The organism is Klebsiella sp. C349492 (genome assembly GCF_042055345.1).
Classification (GTDB): Bacteria; Pseudomonadota; Gammaproteobacteria; order Enterobacterales; family Enterobacteriaceae; genus Klebsiella; species Klebsiella scottii.
Genome location: NZ_JANQCE010000003.1, coordinates 531,058 through 554,891, shown reverse-complemented (window position 1 = coordinate 554,891; position 23,834 = coordinate 531,058). Strand labels below are relative to the sequence as shown.

22 protein-coding genes are annotated in these 23,834 nt (G+C 57.8%); 17 read left to right on the top strand and 5 right to left on the bottom strand.

The genetic code is table 11. The features are described 5' to 3' along the window. Positions 1–28: 28 nt before the first annotated feature. Positions 29–1,219, bottom strand: coding sequence for an NO-inducible flavohemoprotein (gene hmpA / locus NWP14_RS15170; RefSeq protein ID WP_346430882.1), 1,191 nt, complete (start codon positions 1,217–1,219; stop codon positions 29–31). Between the two features lie 322 nt (positions 1,220–1,541). On the opposite strand from hmpA, the gene glyA reads away from it, so the two are divergent. Continuing rightward, positions 1,542–2,795, top strand: coding sequence for a serine hydroxymethyltransferase (glyA, locus tag NWP14_RS15165; protein WP_095100236.1), 1,254 nt, complete (start codon positions 1,542–1,544; stop codon positions 2,793–2,795). A gap of 66 nt (positions 2,796–2,861) precedes the next feature. On the opposite strand, the gene NWP14_RS15160 is transcribed toward glyA, so the two are convergent. Together NWP14_RS15160 and NWP14_RS15155 are read right to left on the bottom strand one after the other, a co-directional pair. Further along, positions 2,862–3,284, bottom strand: coding sequence for a DoxX family protein (locus NWP14_RS15160; RefSeq protein WP_346430883.1), 423 nt, complete (start codon positions 3,282–3,284; stop codon positions 2,862–2,864). A gap of 77 nt (positions 3,285–3,361) precedes the next feature. Continuing rightward, positions 3,362–4,555 carry an ROK family protein gene (locus NWP14_RS15155; protein WP_375215596.1) on the bottom strand — a complete coding sequence of 398 codons (1,194 nt, stop codon included), beginning with the start codon at positions 4,553–4,555 and terminating at the stop codon, positions 3,362–3,364. A 113-nt stretch (positions 4,556–4,668) separates the two neighbouring features. On the opposite strand from NWP14_RS15155, the gene NWP14_RS15150 reads away from it, so the two are divergent. From NWP14_RS15150 to NWP14_RS15135, 4 genes are all read left to right on the top strand, one after another. Then, entirely contained in the window at positions 4,669–7,944 is a 3,276-nt protein-coding gene (locus tag NWP14_RS15150; protein ID WP_375215595.1) for a DUF5107 domain-containing protein, read from the top strand. Positions 7,945–8,013: 69 nt separating this feature from the next. Further along, positions 8,014–9,450 (top strand): sugar porter family MFS transporter, encoded by a 1,437-nt coding sequence (locus NWP14_RS15145; RefSeq protein WP_375215594.1) that lies wholly within the window; start codon positions 8,014–8,016, stop codon positions 9,448–9,450. After that, a complete protein-coding gene (locus tag NWP14_RS15140) occupies positions 9,450–10,277 on the top strand; it encodes an aldose 1-epimerase (protein ID WP_375215593.1) in 828 nt (275 codons plus the stop codon). Before NWP14_RS15145 ends, NWP14_RS15140 begins: the two co-directional genes overlap by 1 nt. A gap of 87 nt (positions 10,278–10,364) precedes the next feature. Beyond that, complete coding sequence (locus NWP14_RS15135; protein ID WP_346430891.1) at positions 10,365–11,498, top strand: 3-phenylpropionate MFS transporter; 1,134 nt, start codon at positions 10,365–10,367, stop codon at positions 11,496–11,498. On the opposite strand, the gene csiE is transcribed toward NWP14_RS15135, so the two are convergent. Next, complete coding sequence (gene csiE / locus NWP14_RS15130) at positions 11,495–12,772, bottom strand: stationary phase inducible protein CsiE (protein ID WP_375215592.1); 1,278 nt, start codon at positions 12,770–12,772, stop codon at positions 11,495–11,497. The genes NWP14_RS15135 and csiE overlap by 4 nt on opposite strands. Before the next feature lie 124 nt (positions 12,773–12,896). On the opposite strand from csiE, the gene NWP14_RS15125 reads away from it, so the two are divergent. Both NWP14_RS15125 and NWP14_RS15120 read left to right on the top strand, forming a co-directional pair. Further along, a complete protein-coding gene (locus tag NWP14_RS15125; RefSeq protein WP_095100259.1) occupies positions 12,897–13,535 on the top strand; it encodes a DUF1007 family protein in 639 nt (212 codons plus the stop codon). Further along, positions 13,526–14,506, top strand: a complete 981-nt coding sequence (locus tag NWP14_RS15120) for a nickel/cobalt transporter (protein WP_375215591.1) — start codon at positions 13,526–13,528, stop codon at positions 14,504–14,506. Before NWP14_RS15125 ends, NWP14_RS15120 begins: the two co-directional genes overlap by 10 nt. Before the next feature lie 43 nt (positions 14,507–14,549). Here the strand turns inward: NWP14_RS15120 and suhB are convergent, their stop codons facing one another. After that, a complete protein-coding gene (gene suhB / locus NWP14_RS15115; RefSeq protein ID WP_095100264.1) occupies positions 14,550–15,353 on the bottom strand; it encodes an inositol-1-monophosphatase in 804 nt (267 codons plus the stop codon). Between the two features lie 120 nt (positions 15,354–15,473). Here suhB and trmJ point away from each other — a divergent pair, with 120 nt between their 5' ends. From trmJ to pepB, 10 genes are all read left to right on the top strand, one after another. Further along, entirely contained in the window at positions 15,474–16,214 is a 741-nt protein-coding gene (gene trmJ / locus NWP14_RS15110; RefSeq protein ID WP_095100266.1) for a tRNA (cytosine(32)/uridine(32)-2'-O)-methyltransferase TrmJ, read from the top strand. Between the two features lie 229 nt (positions 16,215–16,443). Beyond that, positions 16,444–16,935: a Fe-S cluster assembly transcriptional regulator IscR gene (gene iscR, locus NWP14_RS15105; protein ID WP_041146727.1), complete on the top strand. Its 492-nt coding sequence runs from the start codon at positions 16,444–16,446 to the stop codon at positions 16,933–16,935. Between the two features lie 242 nt (positions 16,936–17,177). After that, positions 17,178–18,392, top strand: a complete 1,215-nt coding sequence (iscS, locus tag NWP14_RS15100) for a cysteine desulfurase (protein ID WP_041146726.1) — start codon at positions 17,178–17,180, stop codon at positions 18,390–18,392. Positions 18,393–18,418: 26 nt separating this feature from the next. Beyond that, on the top strand, positions 18,419–18,805 hold the full coding sequence (gene iscU, locus NWP14_RS15095; RefSeq protein ID WP_002913991.1) for a Fe-S cluster assembly scaffold IscU: 387 nt from the start codon (positions 18,419–18,421) through the stop codon (positions 18,803–18,805). A gap of 15 nt (positions 18,806–18,820) precedes the next feature. Then, positions 18,821–19,144 (top strand): iron-sulfur cluster assembly protein IscA, encoded by a 324-nt coding sequence (iscA, locus tag NWP14_RS15090; RefSeq protein WP_041146725.1) that lies wholly within the window; start codon positions 18,821–18,823, stop codon positions 19,142–19,144. A 182-nt stretch (positions 19,145–19,326) separates the two neighbouring features. Beyond that, on the top strand, positions 19,327–19,842 hold the full coding sequence (gene hscB / locus NWP14_RS15085; protein ID WP_375215590.1) for a co-chaperone HscB: 516 nt from the start codon (positions 19,327–19,329) through the stop codon (positions 19,840–19,842). 75 nt (positions 19,843–19,917) lie between these two features. Beyond that, positions 19,918–21,768: a Fe-S protein assembly chaperone HscA gene (gene hscA, locus NWP14_RS15080; RefSeq protein ID WP_375215589.1), complete on the top strand. Its 1,851-nt coding sequence runs from the start codon at positions 19,918–19,920 to the stop codon at positions 21,766–21,768. A 1-nt stretch (position 21,769) separates the two neighbouring features. After that, positions 21,770–22,105 (top strand): ISC system 2Fe-2S type ferredoxin, encoded by a 336-nt coding sequence (fdx, locus tag NWP14_RS15075; protein WP_095100276.1) that lies wholly within the window; start codon positions 21,770–21,772, stop codon positions 22,103–22,105. A gap of 1 nt (position 22,106) precedes the next feature. Continuing rightward, positions 22,107–22,307: a Fe-S cluster assembly protein IscX gene (gene iscX / locus NWP14_RS15070; protein WP_041146721.1), complete on the top strand. Its 201-nt coding sequence runs from the start codon at positions 22,107–22,109 to the stop codon at positions 22,305–22,307. Between the two features lie 179 nt (positions 22,308–22,486). Beyond that, a complete protein-coding gene (gene pepB / locus NWP14_RS15065; RefSeq protein WP_095100279.1) occupies positions 22,487–23,773 on the top strand; it encodes an aminopeptidase PepB in 1,287 nt (428 codons plus the stop codon). The last annotated feature ends 61 nt before the right edge of the window (positions 23,774–23,834 follow it).

The following is a 23,834-nucleotide window of genomic DNA, read 5'->3' as shown; positions in this document are numbered from 1 at the left end:
CTCTCCCCGGCGGGGAGAGGGGCATCAATTACAGTACCTTGTGCGGGCCAAAGCATTCGTAATGAATGCGCTCGCTATTGATGCCAAGCGCCACCAGCTGCTTCGCAGCGTGCTGCATAAAGGCTACCGGGCCGCAGAGGTAGAACTGCATCAGCGGGTCGCGCAGGCTCTCTGCCTGAGCGGTCAAATCCATCAAACCTTCGCTATTAAAACGCGCCGCCTGACGGTCCTCTTCGCCAGGGCTGCGATACCAGACGTGAGAAGCAAACTTAGGCAAGGTCGCTCCCAGCGCGCTGACCTCATCGGCAAAGGCGTGAACCTCGCCGTTTTCCGCCGCGTGGAACCAGTTAACCTGCGCCGGATGGCGCGCTTTTGCCAGCGAATCCAGCATTGCCAGCATTGGCGTTTGGCCGACGCCGCCGGAAAGCAGCGTTACCGGAGTTTCGGCGTCAACGGTAAGGAAGAAGTCGCCTGCCGGCGCCGCCAGGTGCACAACATCCCCTTCGCTTGACGCATTGTGCAGCCAGTTCGATACCTGACCGCCGCTCTCGCGCTTCACGGCAATGCGATAGCCTTTGCCATCCGCCTTACGCGTCAGGGAGTACTGGCGAATCTCCTGATATTCAAACCCTTCTGGCTTCAGCCAGACGGCCAGGTACTGGCCCGGCTGATAGTCGGCAACCGGCTGACCGTCTACCGGCTCCATTTCGAAGCTGGTGATCAGCGCGCTGCGCGGGGTTTTCTTCACGATGCGAAACGCGCGGGTCCCTTCCCAGCCGCCGGTCTTGCTGGCGCTATCCTGATAGATTTCGGCTTCGCGATTGATAAAGACGTTTGCCAGCACGCCGTAGGCTTTGCCCCAGGCATCAAGCACTTCCTGACCCGGGCTGAACATTTCATCCAGCGTCGCCAGCAGGTGGCCGCCGACAATATTGTACTGCTCCGGCCTGATCTGGAAGCTGGTGTGCTTCTGCGCGATTTTTTCTACCGCCGGCAGCAGGGCCGCCAGGTTATCGATATTGCTCGCATAGGCGGCAATAGCGTTAAACAGCGCCTCACGCTGATCGCCGTTACGCTGGTTGCTCATATTGAAGATTTCTTTGAGTTCTGGGTTATGAGCAAACATGCGATCGTAGAAATGGGCGGTCAGCTTTGGACCGGTTTCGACCAGCAGGGGAATGGTGGCTTTGACCGTAGCGATGGTTTGAGCGTCGAGCATAGCAGCTTCCTTTAGTGTTATCTTAATGATGCATTTCAAATGCATCTTATATAAATAACCCTGCAATGTAAATGGTTCTTTAACACCCTGCATTGAAACAGTTACAACGTGAAGAATTTGCATCACAAACCTGAAAAGAAATCCGTTGATAATCGTAGAGGCGTTATTGCTCAAAGCCTTGTGTCATGCGGAGCCAAACGTTTGCGTAAAATCGTTTGTCAAGACCTGTTATCACAGAACGATTCAGTTATACTGTGGGCCGTCGCCCAAAAAGGCCCCTTTTTAGAGCTGTAATCTATTGTTAGCTGAGCAGGAGATGCGGATGTTAAAGCGTGAAATGAACATTGCCGATTATGATGCCGAACTGTGGCAGGCTATGGAGCAGGAAAAAGTACGTCAGGAAGAGCACATCGAACTGATCGCCTCCGAGAACTACACCAGCCCGCGCGTTATGCAGGCACAGGGTTCTCAGCTGACCAACAAATATGCCGAAGGCTATCCGGGCAAGCGCTACTACGGCGGCTGCGAATACGTTGATATCGTCGAGCAGCTGGCTATCGATCGCGCAAAAGAGCTGTTTGGCGCTGACTACGCCAACGTGCAGCCGCACTCCGGTTCTCAGGCTAACTTCGCGGTTTACACCGCTCTGCTCCAGCCGGGCGATACCGTTCTCGGTATGAACCTGGCGCAAGGCGGCCACCTGACTCACGGCTCCCCGGTTAACTTCTCCGGCAAACTGTACAACATCATCCCTTACGGTATTGATGAGTCCGGCAAAATTGACTACGAAGATATGGCGAAGCAGGCGCAGACCCATAAGCCGAAGATGATCATCGGCGGCTTCTCTGCCTATTCCGGTATCGTTGACTGGGCAAAAATGCGTGAAATCGCAGACAGCATCGGCGCATACCTGTTCGTCGATATGGCGCACGTTGCGGGCCTGATTGCCGCGGACGTTTACCCGAACCCGGTTCCGCACGCTCACGTTGTCACCACAACCACGCACAAAACCCTGGCGGGTCCGCGCGGCGGCCTGATCCTGGCGAAAGGCGGCGACGAAGAGCTGTACAAAAAGCTGAACTCTGCCGTATTCCCAAGCGCTCAGGGCGGCCCGCTGATGCACGTTATCGCCGCGAAAGCGGTAGCGCTGAAAGAAGCGATGGAGCCAGAATTCAAAGTCTACCAGCAGCAGGTAGCGAAAAACGCCAAAGCGATGGTGGAAGTGTTCCTGAACCGCGGCTACAAAGTGGTGTCCGGCGGGACTGAAAACCACCTGTTCCTGCTGGATCTGGTTGATAAGAACCTGACCGGTAAAGAAGCTGACGCTGCCCTGGGCCGCGCCAACATCACCGTGAACAAAAACAGCGTGCCTAACGATCCGAAGAGCCCGTTCGTGACTTCCGGTATCCGTATCGGTTCTCCGGCTGTAACTCGCCGCGGCTTTAAAGAAGCGGAAGTGAAAGAGCTGGCAGGCTGGATGTGTGACGTTCTGGACAACATCAATGACGAAGCGGTAACCGAGCGCGTTAAAGGTAAAGTTCTGGATATCTGCGCACGCTTCCCGGTTTACGCATAACGCTGAGCCGCTGAAAGCGAATAAAAGGCCGCGAATGCGGCCTTTTTTACGTCTGTCGCCCGGTGATTAACGCCGGTCGAGCGAGATGGCGCCCGGGCCGACTATCGCCAGCAGCAGGAAGGCGCCGGCAATGCTGACGTTTTTATAGAAGTTAATCATATTTGGCAGCACCGCATCGCCGGACATATCCCAGAAATGGTGGCCGATAACCGCCGTGCCCAGAGTATAAAAAATAAAGATGACCGCCAGCGGACGCGTGAAGAAGCCGAGAATAATCAGGATCGCCGCCGGGACCTCCATCACGATGGCGATAACGGCCGCCAGCGTCGGCAGCGGGGCGCCGGATGACGCCATATACTGCACGGTGCCGCTAAAGCCCAGCAGTTTGGGGTAGCCAAAGATGATAAACAGCAGCACGACGGCAATACGCGCAATCAGCAGCAGTACGTGGCGCGAGGAACCAAAATCAAAATAGCGTAATGCGTTCATAACCAGCACCTTATGAAAGACGAGTTATTTAAACGTAATACACAATTTTGCTCCCCGCCACGAATTGAAATCGGTACCTAGATTTTCTCCAGCGCCTCCTCCACGTACAGATAACCAATACCCAGCAGCTGCTGCGCGCGCGTGAGCCGACCGAAGCTAATTTGGGTGGCGTGCGCGCGCGGAGTGTCGCCGTGATCGAAGGGGTTAAAGCTGGTTTGTTTAACAATGGTGTTTAACCACTGCTCGCCAAAAGCGCAGCTGCGGCCGTAGAGCCATATCTGATTAATATTGAGCAGATTGAGGAAGTTATACAGGCTTAAGCCAATCGCATTGGCGGAGTTTTCAACCCAGGCACGGATATGCACGTCGCCCTGTTCCCAGGCTGCTATAAGCGACCCGGTGGTTAATTTATCGGGGGAGGGCTGCGCCTCCGGCTGGGTTTTTAGCCACACCCGAGCCTGCTTTTTCAGCGCGCTGAGCGAGGCGATTGTTTCCAGACAGCCATAGCGCCCGCAGTCGCAGGCGGTGCCGTCCGGATTGACAATCGTATGCCCAATCTGGCCGCTACCGTAGAGGCTCCCGCGGTAGATCTGATCGTTAATAACAAACGATGAACCAATGCCGTAATCGACGTTGATCACGCAAAAATCCTGCGGCGCGGTGCTGTTCTGCCATTTTTCGGCCAGCGCCAGCATGGCGCAATCATTATCAACCCTGACCTGAACGCCCAGCTGCTCCTCAAGTAAATATTTGAGTTCGACCGGCGTCTTCCAGCGCGCCTGGGGCATGGTTTGCGAGACGCCGGTCACCGGATCCACCTGCCCGTGAACCCCCAGCGCGATGTTTATTTTATGCTGCGGATACCGGCGGTGGATGCTTCGCCAGCAGTCGATAATCGCCGTTAGCAAAGCCTGAGGGGTCGGCGCATCGATACGAATATTCTGGTGCTCGTCGACGGCCAGCAGGCGAGCATCGGCGAGCTGATACTCAATGCTGGTCGGCGTGATATTCATACACAGCGTCCACGCGCCGTGCTGCGGGATCTGAAAACTACCGCTATTGACGCCTCGGTTACTCATTTTTTCCGTGGAGTGGCTGATGAGTCCTTCGCTGAGGAGCTCTTCGAGTATGTTGCTCACCGCCGGAATGGATAGCCCGCTGAGCTGAGCGAGCTGCGATTTACTGAGCTGCTTTTCCCGCCACAAACAGGCCAGAAAGATAGATTTATTGGCCTGCCTGACCCGAACGTTGTTGAATCCGGTTAGCTGCATACACTTAACTCCCTTAACTATATTGCGTGAGCATTGCGCACTTTAACAGCTAATCAAGATTATAAACTCGCCTCTATGAGTTTTTTACTTAATTACTTTTAGTGGAGAGCGTTATGCACGGTTCGGTTAAGGTCTGGCAGGAAACGATTACACTCCCGACGTGGACGACGGGTGCGGAGGATCCTAACCCGATGTTCCTGGAAAAACGGGTCTATCAGGGTTCATCTGGCAGCGTGTACCCCTACGGCGTGGTTGATACCTTAACCGGCGAGCGGGAGATGCGCGACTATCAGGCGGTGTGGATGGAGAATGATTTCATTCGCATCATGCTGCTGCCGGAGCTCGGCGGACGAATCCATCGCGCCTACGATAAAGTAAAACAGCGTGATTTCGTCTACTACAACGAAGTGGTGAAACCGGCGCTGGTCGGCCTGCTCGGGCCATGGATTTCCGGCGGGATCGAGTTTAACTGGCCGCAGCACCATCGTCCGACAACCTTTATGCCCGTCGATTTTACGATCCAGCAAGGGGATGGCGGCGTGCAAACCGTGTGGATGGGCGAAGCTGAACCCATGCGCGGATTGCAGGTAATGGCCGGCTTTACTCTTTATCCCGATCGGGCGCTGATTGAAATTACCGGTAAGGTTTTTAACGGTAACGCCACGCCGCGCCACTTCTTATGGTGGGCCAACCCGGCGGTGAAGGGCGGGGATGCGCACCAGAGCGTGTTCCCGCCTGACGTTACCGCCGTGTTCGATCATGGCAAGCGCGACGTTTCTGCATTCCCCATCGCCACCGGTACCTATTACAAAGTGGACTACAGTGCGGGCGTGGATATTTCCCGGTATCGGAATGTCCCGGTGCCGACCTCCTATATGGCAGAAAAATCAGAATATGATTTTGTCGGTGCCTACCATCATGATGAACGAGGCGGATTGCTGCATGTCGCCGATCACCATATCTCGCCAGGTAAAAAGCAGTGGAGCTGGGGATATGGCGATTTCGGCCAGGCCTGGGATCGGAATCTGACCGACGCGAATGGCCCCTATATTGAGCTGATGACCGGCGTATTCACCGATAACCAGCCAGATTTCACCTGGCTTGCGCCCTACGAAGAGAAAATTTTTGTCCAAAACTTCCTGCCGTATAGCGAGCTGGGAATGGTGCAAAATGCGAATACCCGCCTGGCGCTAAAGCTGGTTCGTGAAGCCGGGCAGCTGCAGCTGGGGGTCTATGCGATTGCGCCTCTGGAAAACATTGCGCTGGAGCTGAGTGCGGATAATCAGCCGCTCTATGAAACCCGGATAACCTTAAAGCCGGGTGAAAGCTGGCAGCACGCGCTGCCCGAGAACGGCGCTTCGCGCTTGACCCTGCGGGTGAAAAGCGCCGGGGGTGAACCGCTGCTGCATTATCAGGAGCATCTCGCCCAGCAGACTCCGTTACCGGATCCGGCAACCGCGCCAGCCGTGCCGGAAGAGATCGACAACGGTGATGAGCTCTATTTCATTGGTCAGCATCTTGAGCAGTATAACCACGCCAGCCGCTACGCCGGAGACTACTACCGTCGGGCCATTGCGATTGATCCCCTCGATTACCGCAATAACGTCGCTCTTGGCACCCTGGCGCTGAACGGCGCCGACTGGCCGCTGGCAGAGCAGTGCGCCCGCTCCGCACTGCAGCGCGCTCATCGGCTGAACAAAAATCCGCGGGATGGCGAAGCCAGCATGCTACTCGCCAGAGCCCTGGAAAGACAGGGGGATGACACGAGCGCATGGGATCACTATTACAAAGCCTCATGGAGCGGCAGCTGCCGCGATGCGGCCTACTGGTCGCTGGCTCGGCTGGCGATGAAGCGCGGTGATGTTGCTGATGCGCTGGAAAAAGTCGAGATCAGTCTGCGATTTAATTCCGCGAACCACCTTGCTATGGGGCTGAAGGCGCTGGCGCTGGCGAAACTACAGCGCTGCGATGAGGCGCTGGATTATATCGCGCTATGCCTTGAGCAGTATCCTCTGAGCTACCCGCTGCATTGCGTACGCTGGATGATTGGCCAGGGCGATGAATTCCGGGAAAACCTGCTGCGCGTTACCGGCTGCAGAGGCGCCAACGCCAGCCTGCTTGCGGGATGGCTGCTCTCTATCGGGCAGCAGAAGTCTGCACAAGCGCTGTTGGCGTTACTGGATTGCCAGGAGGCGCTACCGATGCTGTGGCGCGCCGCGCTAAGCGACGACGTCGGCGAGCGCCAGCAGCTCATTGCATCAGCGCAGCGCTGCCATGTTCTGCGGGTCCGTTTCCCCAACACGCTGGATGAAGTCTGGATGCTGCAACAGCTGGAAGAAAGCGCGTTTGCCCGCTATCTGCTGGGCTGCTTCTGGTATAGCAAGCGCCGCTATGAAGACGCGGTGAGCTGCTGGCATGACGTCCTGGCAAAATCCCCGGACTACGCGCCGGCCCATCGTCTGCTTGGCGTTTATGCCTGGAATAAACGTCAGGATCTGCCGCAGGCTCTGGCCAGCCTGCGGCGAGCGGTGGAAATCGAACCACAGAATGCGCGCTTCCGCTTCGAGCTCGACTACCTCAACAAGCTGACCGGCGCTCCCGTCAGCGAGAGATTGCGTCATCTTGAAGCGCATCGCGCCGTCGTGCTGAAACGGGACGATCTCACCGCTGAGCTGCTCAGCCTGTGGAACAGCAGCGGGCGTTATGCCGATGCCGCAGATATTCTCCGCACGCGAAAGTTTCATCCCTGGGAAGGTGGGGAGGGCAAGGTGACGGGACAATATTTGCTTAACCAGCTGCATGTTGCGTTACAGGCTATTGAGGGCCATGCGTACGCTCCGGCAACGCAGCGGCTGGAGGACGCGCTGCGCTATCCTCTTAACCTCGGAGAGGGCAGGCTTCCTGGGCAGACGGATAATGATATCTGGTATTTGCTGGGCCACTGCGCCGCGCAAACGGGAGAGACGCAGCGGGCAGCAGCCTGTTACCAGCGCGCAAGCCTCGGAGGATCGTCGCTGGATGCCGGTCGCTACTACAACGATCAGCCCGCCGATTATCTCTTCTGGCAGGGAATGGCGCTGCGCAAGAGTGGCGATGTGCAGCTGGCGGAACGGCATTTCCACAATTTTATCGACTGGGCCCGACGCCATCGTGACGACGTTCCCGGCGCTGATTTCTTCGCCGTCTCTCTACCTGATCTGGTGGTGCTCGACGTCCCGGCGGCAGCGCAGCATCGTCAGCACTGCCTGTTTATTGAAGCGCTGGGATATCTGGGTCTGGGGAATGTGGCTGACTACCGGCGAGCGATTCAGCAGCTGCTGGCCGTCAACCCCGCCCACGATAAGGCGCATCTGATTGACCATGCTCTGCAAAGCGGCATTTTTTCCTGAACCTCAACCGGCGGGCCCGTGCCCGCCAACCCCTACTTTTCCCTGCGTTTCCCTGAAAGAGGAATCCATATGAATAACGCGCAGACACATCTAAAAATGGGCTACGTCTGGACGATCTGTCTGGTTGCCGCCTGCGGTGGTTTACTGTTTGGCTATGACTGGGTGGTGATCGGCGGCGCGAAGCCGTTTTATGAAGCTTATTTTTCCATTACCGACCCGGCGCAGTCCGGCTGGGCGATGAGTTCAGCGCTGGTTGGCTGCGTTTTCGGTGCGCTGGCTTCGGGATGGTGCGCGGATAAATTTGGCCGCAAAATTCCGCTAATCATCGCTGCGGCGCTGTTTACTCTGTCTGCCTGGGGCACGGCGCTTGCCGGCAGCTTTGATATGTTCGTGGCGTGGCGTATCGTTGGCGGCCTGGGCATTGGGCTGGCTTCAGCGCTAAGCCCAATGTATATCGCCGAGATAAGCCCCGCCGCGCAGCGCGGACGCTTTGTGGCGGTGAACCAGCTGACGATTGTTATTGGCGTGCTGGCGGCACAGCTGGTTAATCTGGCGATCGCGAAGCCGGTCGCAAGTAGCGCAACCCTGGCAGAAATCAGCGCCAGCTGGAACGGGCAGGTAGGCTGGCGCTGGATGTTTGGTTCTGGCATCGTGCCTGCGGTGGCATTCCTGGTCCTGATGTTTTTTGTTCCCGAGTCGCCGCGCTGGCTGGTCCGCGTGGGGAAAAGCCAGCGCGCGCACCAAATGCTGATGCGCATCGGTAATCAGCGCTACGCCGATGAAACCATCAGGGATATCGAGCAAACCCTCAGCAAAGACACGCAAAAAGTCTCCTGGTCCGCGCTGTGGCATCCTAAAGTTCGCCCGATCATTGTGATTGGTATGGTGCTGGCAATGTTCCAGCAGTGGTGCGGCATTAACGTTATTTTCAACTACGCGCAGGAGATCTTCGCTTCCGCCGGATTCGATATTAACAGCACGCTGAAGTCGATTGTGGCTACCGGGTTGATCAACCTGATCTTTACCATCGCCGCGCTTCCGCTGGTCGATAAGATTGGTCGCCGCAAGCTGATGCTGCTCGGCGCCGCCGGGCTGACCATCATTTATGCGCTTATCGCCGCGGCCTACGGTCTGGGTATTCTGGGATTGCCGGTGTTGATTCTGGTGCTGGCGGCGATCGCCATTTACGCGCTGACGCTGGCTCCGGTGACCTGGGTTTTGTTATCCGAAATTTTCCCTAACCGCGTGCGCGGGCTGGCGATGTCGCTGGGTACGCTGGCGCTGTGGGTGGCCTGCTTCCTGTTGACCTATACCTTCCCGCTGCTTAATGCCGGGCTGGGCGCGTCGGGTAGCTTCCTGCTGTACGGGGTCATTTGCGCGGCGGGGTATCTGTACATTCTGCGCAACGTACCGGAGACCAAAGGCATTACGCTGGAGGCGCTGGAAGAGCAGCTGGCGGAGCGCCATGCTGGCAGGCAGGCGCTGAAACAGGAGCAGACGCGCTAATGGCGGAAAGCTTCATTCTGGAAAACGCGCATCTACGGATGCGCGTCGATCCGCAGGGCGGTAAGGTGCAAAACCTGTTCTCCCGTCAGTATCAAGCCCCGGTGTTATATGAAAATCCTGCAGGCGGCATGTTTCCGATGGTGCCGCTGGCAAACCGGGTGGCCGGAAACCGCTTCCCTTTCCGGGGACGTGAAATCGCCCTGCCGAATCATCATGCGGACGCGCAGTTCTTTCTCCACGGTGACGGCTGGCTAAGACCGTGGGAGGTACTTGAACGTGCCGCTCAGCGCTGCGTACTGCAACTGCGTAGTCGCTACGCCTGCGGATTCGATTATCGAGCACAGATCCGCTATGAGCTGCAGGAGGGGGATCTTATCGCTTCTCTGAGCGTCACCCACTACGGCGATGAACCGATGCTCTACGGCGGCGGTTTTCACCCCTTTTTTGCCTTCGACAGGCACAGCCGGATGCAGTTTCAGGCGAGCGGCTACTGGCCAGAGGGCGAGTCACATTTGCCGCTTAGCTGGCGTGGAGAGCTAGCGGCTGGCGGAGATTTTTCGCATCTGGCTTACGGAGAAGATAGCTGGCTGAACGTCTGCTATTCCGGCTGGAACGGGACGGCACTCATTCAACGAGAGGTGATGTCTGTCACAATTTCATCGCAAACACCGTGGCTTATGCTGTTCCGTATGTCGGGTGAACCGTTTGTCTGCCTGGAGCCGCAAAGTCACCCTGTAAACGCGCACAACATGGACGGGCAGCCTGGTCTGGTGGTATTAGGGCAGGGCGAGACGATTTCATGGTCGCTGAAAATAGCGGTTAAATAGGCCAGATTCAGCGGCGTATACCCAAATCCTCGGCTTGCGCCCGCTGGGGTTTATCGCCAGACTGTCGCCTCCATTCGGGAGGAAATCATGGTCTTGCACTCCACGCGCTGGCTGGCGCTTAGTTACTTTACCTACTTCTTTAGCTACGGCATCTTCCTGCCGTTCTGGAGCGTCTGGCTGGCAGGCGCAGGGCTGACGCCGGAAACCATCGGCGTGCTGCTCGGCGCCGGGCTGGTGGCTCGTTTTCTCGGCAGCCTGCTGATTGCGCCGCGGGTGAGCGATCCCTCCCGGCTAATTTCCGCCCTGCGTGTCCTGGCGCTGCTGGCGCTGCTGTTTGTTCTTGGCTTTTGGGCCGATAGCCGCGTGGCCTGGCTGATGGTGGTGATGGTCGGCTTCAATCTGTTCTTCTCTCCGCTGGTACCGCTGACCGATGCGCTGGCGAATACCTGGCAAAAGCAGATAACTATGGACTACGGGCGCGTGCGCCTGTGGGGATCGGTGGCGTTTGTTATCGGCTCCGCGCTGACCGGCAAGCTGGTCAGCCTGTTTGATTATCGGGCGATCCTGGTGCTGCTAAGCCTCGGTATCGCTTCAATGCTGCTGGGCATGCTGCTTAAACCCTCGGTGATGCCGCAGGGGGAAGTTCGCCACCAGCAGACGGCCGGACTCCCGGCATGGCTGAAGCTGGTGCGCCAAAGCTGGCGCTTCCTCGCCTGCGTCTGCCTGCTGCAGGGCGCGCATGCCGCCTACTATGGTTTCAGCGCGATTTACTGGCAGGAGGCGGGCTATTCCGCTTCGGCGATCGGCTATCTCTGGTCGCTAGGGGTGGTCGCGGAGGTGGTTATCTTTGCGCTGAGCAAAAAAGTATTTAGCCGCTTTAGCGCGCGGGATTTACTGCTGCTTTCCGCCGTTTGCGGGCTGATTCGCTGGACCCTGATGGGCTGGACCACGGCGCTGCCGTGGCTAATCGTCGCGCAGATCCTGCACTGCGGCACCTTTACGGTATGTCACCTGGCGGCGATGCGCTATATTTCGGCGCGTCAGGGCAGCGAGGTGATTCGTCTGCAGGCGGTCTACTCCGCGGTCGCAATGGGGGGCAGCATTGCGGTGATGACGGTATTTGCCGGCTTCCTCTATCAGCATCTGCACCAGGGCGTTTTCTGGGTGATGGCGCTGGTAGCCTTGCCGGCGCTGGTTCTGCGGCCGAAGGCGGTGGCCTAGTCCTCGAGCATTTTACAAATATGCTGCCGCTGGTGATCGCTGAACATCTCCTCAGCGTGAAACAGCGGCGGCGAAAACAGCGGCAGCGACGTAGCATAAGGGGTCACGACCAGCGCCACGCCCTTCGGCGCGCCTTCCTTTTGAAAGGCGTGAACGTTTTGATATTTGATATTGAGCGGCAGCAGGGTCAGCTCGCGCAGCTGCAGCTCAAGAGCCTGCTCAAGGTCGGGATTGTCGTGGGTGAGCAGCACCACCTGCTTCTCGTGCAGCTCGCTTTTCTGCATCAGCCATGCGCCAAAAATCACCGCAATCAGCCCCACTTCCTCCTGATTAAAATGGACCCTGTAGGCGCTTTCAAACTCCTCCAGCGCCGTTTTTGTGGTGCGCATCAGGCGCGGATAGAGGCGGTTCATCTCTTCCGGTAGCGCATTATCGATGCCGATAGCGAACACGCTGCGGTTCAGCGCCTGGGAGAGATGAATATAGAGCTGATCGCTCAGCCCCTGATCGTCGCTAAACGGGCGGCCCGATAGATCCTGAAAACGGTGGATCAGCCCGGAGATAGCCAGGTGCAGGCGCCGGTCCTGCTGGTGGCCATCGCGGATAGGATCGGGGGTTTTGAGCAGCATGAACAGCAGGGTCAGAAAGAGCTGCTCGCCCGGGTGCGGCGCGGTGGTGATCCGACGCTGCCAGTGACGGATAATCTCAGCGGCGAGAATCGACTCCGCCGCCTCCTGCGTCCAGCGCTGCTGCTGTTCGGTAAAGGCCGGCGTCAGCCCGAGATGATGCTGAAGCAGGCAGTACTGCAGATACAGACGCAGGAAATGAATGTCCCGGCAGTCAAACTGGCGGTTAAGCGTCCGGGCGCAGCGGTTGACCAGCGCCTGCAGATTGGTGTCGTCGTATAAGGTGCGCGCAACGCCCTGCAGTTTAAGCTGCGTTTTTAATGCTGGGGTAAAATGGTGGCTGATAAAATGCGGACACAGGCGCAGCGCCCGGCGTAAGCCGTGCAGTAAGCACAGGCGTTGATCGATTGCGGCGCCTTCAATCCGATAGCTGCCGTCCACCTGCGACGCGAGGGTCAGGCGGTGGTAACGCTGAATTTCACGTCCCGTCTCCGCGATATCTTGCCGGGCCGTGGCCTCATCAACCAGGTTGATAGCGCTAAGCCGCTCGGGGGTCACCGGCTGCCCGGGCAGATAAAACATCAGCAGGACCTGGTTACGGCGCTGTGGACTGGAAAGCGCAGATGGTGGTTCAATCACTGTCATCATCTGGTAAGTTCCAGTTAGGGTTTTTGCTAAGAATAGCCAATGGATGAACAGAGATCTGGGCAGGCTGGCGTCTTTACGTCAGGATTGCTGGATAGGTTCACAGAATTTTTCACGCGAGGAACGGATGAAGAGAGTGAAACAATGCACCTGTGCGGCATTTTTCATGGTTTTATCATTTAGCGTGCTAGCGCATCCGCATAGCTTTATCAGCCTGCGGACGGAGGTGGTCGCCGATAACGGACAGCTCACCGGTTTTAAAATGCGCTGGACGATGGATGAGATCACCTCCTCAGACCTGCTTTACGATGCCGGAAGCGCAAAGCCGGGAGATGAAGTCTGGAAAAAGCTGGCGGCGGAAGTGATGGCGAACGTCCTCGGGCAGCACTACTTCAGCGAGCTTTGGCATAACGGCCAGCACGTGAAGTTTGACAACCGCCCCGACGGCTACGGTCTTGAACGTGACGGGCATCAGGCGGTACTGACCTTTACTCTGCCGCTGGCTAAACCGCAGCCTCTAGCGGGCCAAACCCTGACGCTTTCGACCTACGACCCCACCTATTACGTCGATATGTTCTATGAGAAGCCGGGCGATGTCACTCTGCCTGCGGCGCTGCGCGCGGGGTGTAAAGTGACGGTCGTGACGCCAAAGCCGAATGATAAAATGACGGCCTTTGCGCAATCGCTCGATAAAGCCGACGCGCCGCCGGAAGATATGGCGCTCGGAACCTATTTTGCTCAGAAGGTGACGCTGACATGTCGGTAGTATTCTCAACCCCCTCCCGGGCTTCCCGCCTGCGTCAGCTGTGGCCGCTGGCGCTGTTTTTAGCGCTGGCGTTGGGCGCGGGCGTCTGGCTGTGGCAGGCCTGGCCGGAGGTGATGCGGCAAAGCGCTATCTGGCAGCGGGCGTTAAATTTCGAGCTAAGCGGCCTGCTTAAAGCGGTGGCGGAAAATCCGCGAGCGGCGGGGCTTTCGCTGCTGACGTTTAGCTTTATCTACGGCGTACTGCACGCGCTGGGGCCGGGGCACGGCAAGATTGTGATTAGCACCTGGCTGGCGACGCATCCCGCGAAGCTCAGGTCGAGCATTGCGCTGACGCTGGCCGCCTCGCTCCTGCAGGGAGTGGTGGCGATCGTGCTGGTGGTGGTGGTGCTGACCCTGCTGCAGCTGCCGGCAAGGCAGCTTCATCTCAGCAGCTTTTGGCTGGAGAAGGGGAGCTATCTGCTGGTCGGCGCGCTGGGCCTGCTGCTGTGCTGGCGGGCGCTGAAAAAGCTGCGCGGGCTGCTGCGTCGGCCAACGTTTACCGCCTTTACGCCGCATCACGTTCATCATGCGCACTGCGGCTGCGGGCATCAGCATATGCCGGCGCCGGAACAGCTGCAAAGCGGCGATGACTGGCGCGCGCGGCTGGTCATCGTTCTGTCGATGGGCATGCGTCCCTGCTCAGGGGCGATCATGGTCCTGCTGTTCAGTAAGGTGATTGGCGTATTTAGCTGGGGAATGGCGGCGGCGCTGGCAATGGCGGCGGGAACCTCGCTGACCATCAGCGGGCTGGCGCTGCTGGTGCACGGCTTCCGTCAGCTGGCCGTCAGGCTTAGCGGGAATAAAACGCCGCCTCTCTGGCAGCAGGTTGGCTGGTCGACGCTGGCGCTGTCCGGCGGCGTCATTTTAGTGGCGGCGGCGGTGGTGATGTGGAGCAGCGCGGTGCCGGGCGGCGGCGGGCTGCGGCCGTTTTGAGTGATATCCTCATCCCGGGCGGGCCGGGATGAGGTGAGAGAGATTAACGCTTCAGCGCTTCGCTCAGCTCTTCACGCATGTTGGCCAGCATCGCTTTAACTACGCGCGGGTTGCCGGCAACGATGTTGCCGCTGTGCAGGTAGTTATGGCCACCGGTGAAGTCGCAAACGATAGCGCCCGCTTCACGAGCGATCAGCTCGCCGGCGGCGAAATCCCAAGGCTTCAGCGCGATCTCGAAGTAGCCATCGACGCGGCCTGCGGCAACGTAGGCCAGATCCAGGGCAGCAGAACCTGTGCGGCGGAAGTCAGCGCATTCGGTAAACATTTTGCCCAGAATATTCATGTAAGAGGTGGCGTGCTGTTTCGCTTTGAACGGGAAGCCGGTGGCGATAATCGTGCCATCCAGATCGCGAGCGGTGCTGCCGCGCAGACGATAGCCGTTCAGCTGAGCGCCCTGGCCGCGGGTCGCGGTGAATAGTTCGTTGCGCATCGGATCGTAAACCACGGCGACTTCGGTACGGCCTTTAATGCGTACGGCGATGGATACGGAGAAGTGCGGCAGACGTTTTACGAAGTTGGTGGTGCCATCCAGTGGATCGATAACCCATTGAACATCCTGATCTTCACCTACGTGCTCACCGCTTTCTTCGGTGATAATAGTGTGCTGCGGGTAAGATTTGCGAATCGTTTCAATAATCAGCGCTTCGGCTGCCTTATCGACGTTGGTCACAAAATCATTGCTGCCTTTCTGGCTGGTTTCTACGGAGTCTGGGGTTTCGTAGTGCTTGGCAATTAAATTACCCGCCTTGCGCGCTGCGCGCACGGCGATATTCAGCATCGGATGCATCGGTCTCTCTCACTGGATGTTAAAGAACGGGAAAAAACGGCGCACATAGTAACAGTGAAATCTGCCTATGTCTTCGTTTTATGATAGCATGCGTGAATAATCTTTAGCCGAAGAACACTAATGCTGCAAAATATTCGTATCGTACTGGTAGAAACATCACACACTGGCAATATGGGCTCCGTGGCTCGGGCAATGAAAACGATGGGCCTGACTAACCTGTGGTTGGTTAACCCGCTGGTTAAGCCTGACTCGCAGGCTATCGCCCTGGCGGCCGGCGCCAGCGACGTTATTGGCAATGCGCATATTGTCGATACGCTGGATGAAGCCCTGGCCGGATGTAGCCTGGTGGTCGGAACCAGCGCGCGTTCGCGTACTTTGCCGTGGCCGATGCTCGACCCGCGCGAATGCGGCCTGAAGAGCGTATCAGAAGGCCAGCACGCCCCGGTGGCTTTGGTATTCGGCCGCGAGCGCGTCGGTCTGACCAACGACGAGCTGCAGAAATGCCATTATCACGTCGCGATTGCCGCCAACCCGGAGTACAGCTCGCTGAACCTGGCAATGGCGGTGCAGGTCATCGCTTATGAAGTGCGGATGGCGTGGCTGGCAACGCAGGAGCAGGAACAGCCCCAGGTCGAACAACAGGACGAAACGCCGTATCCGCTGGTGGATGATTTAGAGCGCTTTTACGGCCATCTCGAGCAGACGCTGCTGGCGACCGGCTTTATTCGCGCCAGCCATCCGGGGCAGGTGATGAACAAACTGCGTCGTCTGTTTACCCGCGCGCGCCCGGAAAGCCAGGAGCTGAACATCCTGCGCGGAATGCTGGCGTCGATTGAGCAGCCGCAGAAGGATAAAGAGTAACCGCGCCGCATAGGGGCGCGCTGAGCGGCTGATACCGCCGCTCGCGGAGCCGCAGCGCGGTCGCGAATATCAGCCGCCGGGCGATAGGGCACAGATAGCCAAATACCTGACTAAAACAGTCAAGTAAATAGTTGACCAAATTACTCGGGAATGTCAGACTTGGCCCTGCTATGCAATACCCATATTAATAAAAAGCCCGGGCAGGGGCGAGTTTGAGGTTAAGTAAGACATGAGACTGACATCTAAAGGGCGTTATGCTGTGACCGCGATGCTGGACGTCGCGCTCAACTCTGAATCGGGCCCGGTTCCGTTAGCTGATATTTCTGAGCGTCAGGGGATTTCGCTTTCCTATCTGGAACAGCTGTTTTCCCGCCTGCGTAAAAATGGTCTGGTATCGAGCGTACGCGGTCCAGGCGGCGGTTATTTATTAGGGAAAGAAGCCGGTAGCATCGCCGTTGGCGAAGTTATCAGCGCGGTTGATGAATCCGTTGACGCCACCCGTTGTCAGGGTAAAGGCGGCTGCCAGGGGGGCGATAAATGCCTGACCCACGCGCTGTGGCGCGACCTGAGCGAGCGCCTGACCAGCTTCCTGAATAACATCACTCTGGGCGAACTGGTGAACAACCAGGAAATCCTTGATGTTTCGGGTCGTCAGCACAGCCATGAATCCCAGCGTAATACCCGCACTCAGGACGCTATCGACGTCAAACTGCGTGCGTAGTTTACCCGTCCTGTTTCGGGGCGCTGCTGCGTAGGCCGCGTTTGTTCACCCCAGCCGCTTGCTGATGTAAGCTTCTGGGGGCTTACAAGCCCGCCGCCTTGCTGCATCGCAAAACAGTTAGGGTAAAAATTATAAAAGATTTTCGAATCAGGCCGGGATGTTGCGACATCCCGTTTACCCGGTCGTACATCAAGCCGGCCGCCTGGTTCCTTGCATTGAGTGATGTACGGAGTTAAAGAGCAATGAAATTACCGATTTATCTCGATTACTCCGCAACAACGCCGGTGGACCCGCGTGTTGCCGAGAAAATGATGCAGTTTCTGACCCTGGACGGGACCTTTGGTAACCCGGCCTCTCGTTCACACCGTTTTGGCTGGCAGGCTGAAGAGGCGGTAGATATCGCCCGTAATCAGATTGCCGAGCTGGTCGGTGCCGACCCGCGCGAAATCGTCTTTACCTCAGGCGCAACGGAATCCGACAACCTGGCGATTAAAGGTGCAGCCAACTTTTATCAGAAAAAAGGCAAGCACATTATCACCAGCAAAACCGAGCACAAAGCCGTGCTGGATACCTGTCGCCAGCTGGAGCGTGAAGGTTTCGAGATCACCTACCTGGCGCCGCAGCGCAACGGTATTATCGATCTGAAAGAGCTGGAAGCGGCCATGCGCGATGACACCATCGTGGTCTCCATCATGCACGTGAACAACGAAATCGGCGTGGTGCAGGACATCGCAACCATCGGCGAAATGTGCCGCGCACGCGGTATCATTTATCACGTTGACGCCACCCAGAGCGTGGGCAAACTGCCTATCGACCTGAGCCAGCTGAAAGTTGACCTGATGTCCTTCTCCGGTCACAAAATTTATGGCCCGAAAGGCATTGGCGCGCTGTACGTCCGTCGCAAACCGCGTATTCGTATTGAAGCGCAGATGCACGGCGGCGGTCACGAGCGCGGCATGCGTTCAGGCACTCTGCCTGTCCACCAGATCGTCGGTATGGGCGAAGCTTACCGTATCGCGAAAGAAGAGATGGAAACCGAGATGGCGCGCCTGCGCGGTCTGCGTAACCGTCTGTGGGAAGGCGTAAAAGATATGGAAGAGGTTTACCTCAACGGTGACCTCGCCCAGGGCGCGCCGAACATTCTCAACGTCAGCTTCAACTATGTTGAAGGCGAATCGCTGATTATGGCGCTGAAAGACCTGGCCGTTTCCTCCGGCTCCGCTTGTACCTCAGCGAGCCTTGAGCCGTCCTACGTGCTCCGCGCGCTGGGCATGACTGATGAACTGGCGCACAGTTCTATCCGTTTCTCTTTAGGTCGTTTTACTACCGAAGAAGAGATTGACTACACCATCAACCTGGTTCGTAACTCCATTGGTCGTCTGCGCGATCTTTCTCCGCTGTGGGAAATGTTCAAGCAGGGCGTGGATCTGAACAGCATTGAATGGTCACATCATTAATCGGTAGGTATTAAGGAGAATTCATCATGGCATACAGCGAAAAAGTTATCGATCATTACGAGAATCCGCGCAACGTTGGCTCTTTTGACAACAGCGATGAAAATGTCGGTAGCGGCATGGTCGGCGCGCCGGCGTGCGGCGACGTTATGAAGCTGCAGATTAAAGTCAACAATGAAGGTATCATTGAAGACGCGCGCTTCAAGACCTACGGCTGCGGTTCCGCTATCGCTTCCAGCTCCCTGGTTACCGAGTGGGTGAAGGGCAAGTCTCTGGACGAAGCTCAGGCTATCAAAAACACCGATATCGCCGATGAGCTGGAGCTGCCGCCGGTAAAAATCCACTGCTCTATCCTGGCGGAAGACGCGATTAAAGCCGCGATTGCGGATTACAAAAGCAAGCGTGAAGCGAAATAATTAAGAGGTTATTGTATGTCGATTACTCTTAGCGACAGCGCAGCGTCGCGAGTGAATACCTTCCTGGCCAACCGCGGCAAAGGCTTTGGCCTGCGCTTAGGTGTTCGCACCTCCGGATGTTCAGGTATGGCCTACGTGCTGGAATTTGTTGACGAGCCGGCGGCAGAAGACACCGTGTTTGAAGATAAAGGCGTCAAGGTAGTGATCGACGGCAAAAGCCTGCAGTTCCTCGACGGCACTCAGCTGGACTTTGTCAAAGAAGGCCTGAATGAAGGGTTTAAGTTTACCAACCCGAACATCAAAGATGAGTGCGGCTGCGGCGAAAGCTTCAACGTGTAATCTGCACTATATCCGCTAAATTTCGGTGCAGCATCGAGGCGGCACGCGGGCGTTTCCCGATAGGCTTACGACAGTAGGCGGACGCCGCCGGTTAAGATGTGTCCTGAGAGGCGCGGATATATAACCCCACTGCGGAGTACCGTGCGTGGGGTTTGCTTTATCTCGTTAACCCTGAGGTTACTATGGACTATTTTGCCCTCTTCGGGTTACCGGTCAGTTATACCCTTTCGCAAGAACAGCTGGCTGTCCGGTACCAGGATTTGCAGCGTCAGTATCACCCCGACCGGTTCGCCAGCGCCAGCGCCGCCGAACAGCTCGCCTCCGTGCAGCACTCCGCGACGATTAATCAGGCGTGGCAAACGCTGCGTCATCCGCTGACCCGCGCCGAATACATCCTTTCGCTTCACGGCTTCGATTTAGCCAGCGAGCAGCACACCGTGCGCGATACCGCGTTCCTGATGGAACAGCTGGAGCTGCGCGAAGAGCTGGATGAGATCGAAAAATCGCAGGATGAAGCGCGTTTGAGCGCGTTTATTCAGCGCGTGAAGGGGATGTACGACGTCCGTCAGCGGCAGGTCGTTGAGCAATTAGACGGCGAAGCGTGGGAGGCCGCGGCGGATACCGTGCGTAAGCTGCGTTTTCTCGATAAGCTTCAGAACGTAGCAGAACAACTCGAAGAAAAGTTTTTTTCACTCTAACGTATTCGGGTCGCCATGCAGCCAACGTAGCTGCAGCACAGATTATGACGAGTAAATTAATATTCGGAAGCAATTATGGCCTTATTACAAATTAGTGAGCCTGGCCTGAGTGCCGCGCCGCACCAGCGTCGTCTGGCGGCGGGTATTGACCTGGGTACCACCAATTCACTGGTCGCCACCGTGCGTAGCGGCCAGGCCGAAACTCTGCCCGATCGCCAGGGGCGCTACCTGCTGCCTTCGGTGGTGAACTACCAAACGTCCGGCCTCAGCGTCGGCTATGACGCCCGACAGAATGCGGCGTTGGATCCGGTTAACACCATCAGCTCGGTGAAGCGCATGATGGGCCGCTCTCTGGTCGATATTCAGACCCGCTACCCGCATCTGCCTTACCAGCTGCAGGCCAGCGAAAACGGTCTGCCAATGATTCAAACCGCCGGCGGTCTGCTTAACCCGGTCCGCGTTTCCGCCGATATCCTCAAGGCGCTGGCCGCCCGCGCGACGGAAGCCCTTGCCGGCGAGCTCGACGGCGTGGTGATCACCGTCCCGGCCTATTTCGACGATGCGCAGCGCCAGGGCACTAAAGACGCCGCGCGTCTGGCCGGCCTGCACGTACTTCGCCTGCTTAACGAACCGACGGCGGCGGCGATTGCCTACGGTCTCGACTCCGGTCAGGAAGGGGTTATCGCGGTGTACGATCTCGGCGGCGGCACCTTTGATATTTCCGTTCTGCGCCTCAGCCGCGGCGTCTTCGAAGTTCTGGCCACCGGCGGCGACTCGGCGCTCGGCGGCGACGATTTCGACCATCTGCTGGCGGACTATCTGCGCGAGCGGGCGGGCCTCAGCGATCGCAGCGATAACCGCCTGCAGCGCGAGCTGCTGGATGCGGCTATTGCGGCCAAAATTGCCCTTAGCACAGCGGAAACCGCTCGCGTTGACGTCGGCGGCTGGCAGGGCGAAATCACCCGTAGCCACTTTAATGAGCTGATTGCTCCGCTGGTTAAGCGCACTCTGCTGGCCTGTCGTCGCGCGTTGAAGGACGCCGGCGTGAGCGCGGAAGAGGTGCTGGAAGTGGTGATGGTGGGCGGCTCCACCCGCGTGCCGCTGGTGCGCGAGCGCGTCGGCGAGTTTTTTGGCCGTACCCCGCTGACCACTATTGACCCGGATAAAGTTGTTGCTATTGGCGCCGCCATTCAGGCCGATATTCTGGTCGGCAATAAGCCGGACAGCGAACTGCTGCTGCTCGACGTTATCCCGCTCTCTTTGGGGCTGGAAACGATGGGCGGCCTGGTGGAGAAAGTGATCCCGCGCAATACCACCATTCCGGTGGCCCGCGCCCAGGAGTTCACCACCTTTAAAGACGGTCAGACGGCGATGTCCATCCACGTCATGCAGGGCGAGCGCGAGCTGGTGCAGGACTGCCGTTCGCTGGCGCGTTTTGCGCTGCGCGGTATCCCGGCAATGCCCGCGGGCGGGGCGCATATTCGCGTCACCTTCCAGGTCGATGCCGACGGGCTGCTGAGCGTCACCGCTATGGAGAAATCGACCGCGGTCGAAGCGTCCATTCAGGTGAAACCCTCCTACGGCCTGAGCGACAGCGAAATCGCCACCATGATCAAAGATTCGATGAGCCACGCCGAGCAGGACGTCAAGGCGCGAATGCTGGCCGAGCAAAAAGTCGAAGCCGCACGCGTTCTGGAAAGCCTGGAAAGCGCGCTGGCCAGCGATGCCGCGCTGTTAAGCGCCGCAGAACGTCAGGCTATCGATGACGCAACGGCGCAGCTGCGCGCGGTGGCGGCAGGCGATGACGCCGATGCAATAAGAGAAGCCATTAAAAATACAGACACACAAACCCAGGAATTTGCCGCACGCCGCATGGACCAGTCGGTCCGTACCGCGCTGAAAGGCCAATCCGTGGACGAGGTTTAATATGCCAAAGATTGTTTTTCTACCCCATCAGGACCTGTGCCCGGATGGCGTAGTTGTGGAAGCTAAAATCGGTGAGACCATTCTTGATGCTGCGCTGCGTAGCGGTATTGAGATTGAACACGCCTGTGAAAAATCCTGCGCCTGCACCACCTGCCACTGCATCGTGCGTGAAGGTTTTGACTCGCTGGCCGAAAGTACCGAAGATGAAGACGATATGCTGGATAAGGCCTGGGGGCTGGAACCCGACAGCCGTCTGAGCTGCCAGGCGCGCGTGACCGCCGACGATCTGGTCGTCGAAATTCCGCGCTACACCATCAACCACGCACGCGAGCATTGATATGGCACTGAAATGGACCGATAGTCGCGAAATAGGCGAAGCGCTGTATGACGCCTTCCCGGATCTCGACCCGAAAACCGTTCGCTTCACCGATTTGCATCAGTGGATTTGCGAGCTGGAAGAGTTTAATGACGATCCAAACGCATCCAATGAAAAAATTCTGGAGGCAATTCTGCTAGTCTGGTTAGACGAAGCAGAATAATTTTCGCGTCATGTTCCACGTTGCAGATGCGTTGGCCGCGTTCGCTCACCCCAGTCGCATAGTTATCTATGCTCCAGGGGATTTGCTTACTTGCCGCCTTCCTGCAACGCGAATCATTTAGCGGAAAAATTTTAACGGGCTGCCATAGGGTGGCCCGTTTGCTAATAAGGATGAATAAAATGACCGAAGCCATGAAGATTACGCTGACGACCCAACCTGCCGACGCGCGCTGGGGAGAAAAAGCGGCTTACAGCATTAACAACGACGGCATCACCCTGCATCTGAACGGTAAAGACGACCTGGGCCTGATTCAGCGCGCGGCGCGTAAAGTTGACGGGATGGGCATCAGGCACGTCGCTCTCGATGGCGAAGGCTGGAATACCGATCGCGCGTGGGCGTTCTGGGCGGGCTATAAAGGGCCGAAAGGCAGCCGCCAGGTTGAGTGGCCGGCGCTGGATGATGCGCAAAAGCGCGAGCTGGATAGCCGTCTGGCCATTATTGACTGGGTGCGCGACACCATTAACGCGCCGGCGGAAGAGCTCGGCCCGGAGCAGCTGGCCCAGCGCGCGGTCGATCTGCTGTGCGGCGTTGGCTGCGATAACGTCTCTTATCGCATCACCAAAGGCGAGGACCTGCGCGAGCAGAACTATCTTGGTCTGCATACCGTCGGACGCGGCTCCGAGCGCCCGCCGGTCCTGCTGGCGCTGGACTACAACCCAACCGGCGATAAAGACGCGCCGGTCTATGCCTGCCTGGTCGGGAAAGGCATCACCTTCGATTCCGGCGGCTACAGCATCAAGCAGAGCGCGTTTATGGATTCGATGAAGTCCGACATGGGCGGCGCGGCAACGGTCACCGGCGCGCTGGCGTTTGCGATCTCCCGCGGCCTGAATAAGCGCGTGAAGCTCTACCTGTGCTGCGCTGACAACCTGATTAGCGGCAACGCCTTCAAGCTTGGCGATATCATTCGCTACCGTAACGGTAAAACCGTAGAAATTATGAACACCGACGCCGAAGGCCGTCTGGTGCTGGCGGATGGGCTAATTGATGCATCTGCGCAGAAGCCGGAGCTGATTATCGACGCGGCGACGCTGACCGGAGCGGCGAAAACCGCGCTGGGCAACGATTACCACGCGCTGTTCAGCTTCGACGACGCGCTGGCGGCTCGCCTGCTGGCGAGCGCGCAGGCGGAAAACGAAGCCTTCTGGCGTCTGCCGCTGGCGGAATTCCACCGCGGCCAGCTGCCGTCGAACTTCGCCGAGCTGAACAACACCGGCAGCGCCGCCTATCCGGCGGGCGCCAGCACGGCGGCAGGATTCCTCTCCCATTTCGTTGAGAACTATCACCAGGGCTGGCTGCATATCGACTGCTCCGCGACCTATCGTAAATCCGCCGTTGAGCAGTGGTCTGCCGGTGCGACGGGGCTCGGCGTGCGTACGATTGCCAATCTGTTAACCGCAGAGTAAAAATGGCGGGGCGATAGCGCCCCGGATTGTCTCACCCCGGCCCGCGTCCACGGCCGGGGGA